Below are 3,974 nucleotides of genomic sequence, written 5' to 3'. Positions count from 1 at the left end.
GTGGTGGTGCGACGGTGCGGGGCTAGGCCGATGCCCCAACTTATGTGTGGTATTTAACGCATAAGGCTGCTCAAAGTGGAGCCGATGACGGGACTCGAACCCGCGTATTCAGCTTGGGAAGCTGATGTTCTGCCATTGAACTACATCGGCGCTGTTGCTTGGGAAGGCTAGCACTGACGCGGCAACCGAGCCGCTACGCTCGTCGCGTGCTGCTATCCGATCGCGATCTTCGAGCCGACATTGCCGCCGGCCGGCTGGGAATCGATCCGTTCGACGACGCCTTGGTCCAGCCATCCAGCGTCGACGTCCGCCTCGACAGCTTGTTTCGGGTGTTCAACAACACCCGCTACACCCACATCGATCCTGCGCAGCAACAGGACGAGCTGACCAGCCTGGTGGAGCCGGCCGACGGTGAGCCGTTCGTGCTGCACCCCGGGGAATTCGTACTCGGGTCCACGTTGGAGACCTGCACGCTGCCCGACGACCTGGCGGGACGCCTGGAGGGCAAGTCGTCGCTGGGACGGCTGGGGCTGCTCACCCATTCGACCGCGGGCTTTATCGATCCCGGCTTCAGTGGTCACATCACCCTGGAGTTGTCCAACGTCGCCAACCTGCCGATCACGCTGTGGCCGGGCATGAAGATCGGTCAGCTGTGCATTCTGCGCCTGACCAGTCCGGCCGAGCACCCCTACGGCAGCGCGTCGGTCGGGTCGAAGTACCAGGGTCAGCGCGGACCCACGCCGTCGCGGTCGTACCTGAATTTCATAAGGTCCTCATAACTTCGGCCCTTGCAGCCCACAGGTTGGCCGGAGACGATGCAGTAAGTAGCGCCGGACGCGGTATTTCCTCCGCCGAAACCCGTGGCGCGCTACGACTCGGCTCTGGAGGCGCGATGGACATCGTGCTCGGGGTGTCGATGGCACCCGCGTCGGTCCGCATGCTGCTGGTCGAAGGCGAAAACGCCGACGGCGTGACGGTTGAGGACTCCACGTTCGGCATCACGACCGACGACGACGCGGGGACGCTGAGCGCCGCCGATCAGGTGATCTCGGCGATCCTGGGCACCCGCGAAGGTGCGGCTGAGGCCGGCCACGCCCTGACCACGACGGGCGTCACCTGGACCAATCCGGTCGACGCGGCCGCCCTGCGCGACGCACTGGCCACCCGCAAGGTCGAGAATGTCATGTTGGTGTCGTCCTTCGTGGCGGCGGCCGCGCTGGCGCAGATGGTGGGCTGCACCGTCGGTGACGCGCATACCGCCCTGATCTTCCTCGAGCCCGACACCGCGACGTTGGCTGTCATCGACTCCGCCGACGGGTCCATCACCGACGTGCGCAAACACGTGTTGTCCGACGATCGCAGCATCACCGAGTTGGCCGCGATGGTGACGGGTTTGGCTGAATTGGAGACACGTCCGCAGAGCGTGTTCATCGCCGGCGCCGGTGTCGACGTCGCCACGGTCAAGTCGCAGCTGGAGGCGGTGACGACGCTTCCGGTGACCGCAGCCGAGGAACCCGAGACCGCGCTGGCGTGGGGTGCGGCGCTGGCCTCTGCGAACGCTCCGCTCCTCGCCTCCTCGACCGCGGCGCTGGCGTACTCGCTCGATCCCGGCACCGGTGCCATCGACCCGTATGCGGTGTTGCCGGGATACCTTGCGGTGCCGGATGTTCCGATAGGCACCGCCCTGGGTGGGGACGACCTGGCCTACAGCGCGGTTCCGGACGAGGAAGCCGACGCCGGCACCGTAGTGCACGAACCATTGAGCGTCGAAGACCTCGAAAGCGAACACCAGCGCGGCCCCCTGGTTCTAGTCGGCAGTATCCTCGCCGTGCTCTTCGTCGTTGCCGCTCTATCGCTGGAAGTTGCTTTGGCCCTCGGTATTCAGCCAAGCGTCGCGCTATTGCCGCGACCTTTGCAAAACCTCATCGTCCAGGCGCCGGCACCCGCTCCGGCCCCGGTTCGGGCGAGTCCCCCCGCGCCAGGTGTCAACCACATAATCGCCCCAGCGGTGGTGCCGGCGCCTGCGCACGCCGTGATCCCGGCAGCTCCGCCCCCAGCGCCGGTGCCCGCACTGGCTTCACCGCCTATTCCCGTTGCACCGCGGCCGATTCCGGCCGCCCCACCCGCGCCGGCTCCTGTCCCGGTGGTGGTGCCGATTCCGATCCCGGTGCGCGCGCCGGCGCCTGCCCCCATTCCGGTCCGAGCACCGAGTGTGTTCGGCGGCGGCCCAAGACCGGGCGGTTTCGGTGGCTTCGGTCTCGGTGGTTTCGGTGGCGGCCACGGCGGCTTTGGCGGTTTCGGCGGCTGCGGCAGACACCGCTAAGCCATCCGGCCCTTGCGGAACGGGGGTAAAATCCCTCATCGAAGGGTTGGCCGAGGGGCGCCGTTCGACCATTGCTCCTGGCTACGGCTTCATGACACATCAAAGTCCGCGGAATCAATGCCGCGCTCTGAAGTGGCGATAACTTCAGATGGGTTCGTACACGGCATGCGATCCCAGCTGGCCCATAGACGACTAGCAAAGTAGCGGGAGGATCCGTGGACACCGTGCTCGGTGTATCGATGGCACCCGACACGGTCCAGGTCGTGCTGGTGGAGGGTGAAAACGCCGACGGCCGGACCGTTGATGAGGACAACATCGCGGTCATCGGTGACGACGATCCGGCAACATTCAGCGGCCCGGATCAGGTGGTTGCGGCAATTCTCGGCACCCGTGAGAGCGCCGGCGCGGCCGGTTATCAGCTGCGGTCGACCGGCGTGACCTGGACTGACCAGCGCGCCGCGGCCGAGCTCCGCGACGCCTTGGCCGCTCGCAAGATCGAAAACGTCATGCTGGTGTCGTCGTTCCTGGCCGCGGCCGCGCTGGCGCAATCTCTGGGAAGCGCAACCGGCTACACGCGCAGCGGCCTTCTCTACGTCGAACCGGACTCCGCGACCTTGGCGGTTGTCGACACCGCCGATGGATCGATCATCGACGTGCAGAGCGAGCAGCTGCCCGACGACGACGACCAGGCCGTGGCCACACTGGTCAGCCTGGTTTCGGCCGCCGAACATCTCGACCAGCAGCCCGAGGGCCTGTTGGTGGTGGGGTCAGGTGTCGACATTCTGCTGATCAAGCCGGCTTTGGAGGACGCCACCTCGCTGCCGCTGAGCGTGCCTGATCACCCCGAGACAGCGCTGGCCCGTGGGGCAGCGCTGGCTTCGGCCAGCGCGCCACTGTTCGCCTCGTCGACCGCGGCGCTGGCCTACGCGCTGGACCCGGGTACCGGATTGGTGGGCCCACACCTCGATACGCCGGACTACCTGGCCGTTGCCCAAGCTGCAGTCCCGAGCCCTGATGCCGGGCCGGACGCGCTGGCCTACAGCGCCGTCGCCGACGATTCGGCTGCGATCTATACACAAGTGGGTCCCGATGCCTACGAGCGCGAAGACTTCAACACCGGGATGTATCCCGACTTCGACCAGCTGGAACCAGAACACGAGGCGCGCAAGCCGTTCTTGGTGGCGATGGGCGTCCTGCTCATCTTCGTCACCGGCGTGATGGGGCTGGTGATCGCGCTGGCGTTCAGTATCCGGCCGTCAGCCGCCACGCGTCCCAGCCTCAGCCACAACGTCGTAGCGCCGGCTCGCCTACCTGCACCGGCGCCCGCGGCCCCACCCAAGCCGGCCCCTGCGGCGGTGCCGGCACCCGCGCCGCCACCCGTGGCCCGACCTGTGGCGCCGCCACCCGTGGCCCGACCTCTGCCACCGCCGCCGGCGTTTGTTCCGGCCCCCATGCCGATACCGCTCGGGCCCATCCTTCCGGGCATTCCAGGGCTCGCTCCGCCTCCGCCGGCATGGGGGGGGCCAGCGCCTGGTCCCTGGGGCCACGGTCCTGGCCCTGGCTGGGGTGGACCCGGTTGGGGTCATGGCGGCGGTGGTTGGGGTCACGGCCGCTTGTGACCGTTGCGTCTGAGTGGGGAAAGAAACTCATA

General features: G+C 67.3%; 3 protein-coding genes and 1 tRNA gene. 3 read left to right on the top strand and 1 reads right to left on the bottom strand.

The genetic code is table 11. The features are described from left to right. Positions 1–76 precede the first annotated feature (76 nt). A tRNA-Gly gene (locus AC2VOU_RS09835) sits at positions 77–150 on the bottom strand. Positions 151–206: 56 nt separating this feature from the next. On the opposite strand from AC2VOU_RS09835, the gene dcd reads away from it, so the two are divergent. From dcd to AC2VOU_RS09820, 3 genes are all read left to right on the top strand, one after another. Then, the gene (gene dcd / locus AC2VOU_RS09830) at positions 207–779 is read left to right on the top strand and encodes a dCTP deaminase (protein ID WP_486957203.1); all 573 of its coding nucleotides are present in this window, start codon (positions 207–209) and stop codon (positions 777–779) included. Between the two features lie 113 nt (positions 780–892). Continuing rightward, complete coding sequence (locus AC2VOU_RS09825; protein ID WP_486957202.1) at positions 893–2,323, top strand: DUF7159 family protein; 1,431 nt, start codon at positions 893–895, stop codon at positions 2,321–2,323. 215 nt (positions 2,324–2,538) lie between these two features. Next, the gene (locus tag AC2VOU_RS09820; RefSeq protein ID WP_486957201.1) at positions 2,539–3,942 is read left to right on the top strand and encodes a DUF7159 family protein; all 1,404 of its coding nucleotides are present in this window, start codon (positions 2,539–2,541) and stop codon (positions 3,940–3,942) included. The last annotated feature ends 32 nt before the right edge of the window (positions 3,943–3,974 follow it).

The sequence above is a fragment of the Mycobacterium sp. TH-M25 genome, from assembly GCF_057473665.1.
Note: the sequence above shows the minus strand (reverse complement) of the source record. Positions and strands in the feature narration are given on the sequence as shown.

Excerpts from the sequence above, each read along its gene's own strand:
- AC2VOU_RS09825 (WP_486957202.1), top strand. The coding sequence starts at position 893 with ATGGACATCGTGCTCGGGGTGTCGATGGCACCCGCGTCGGTCCGCATG.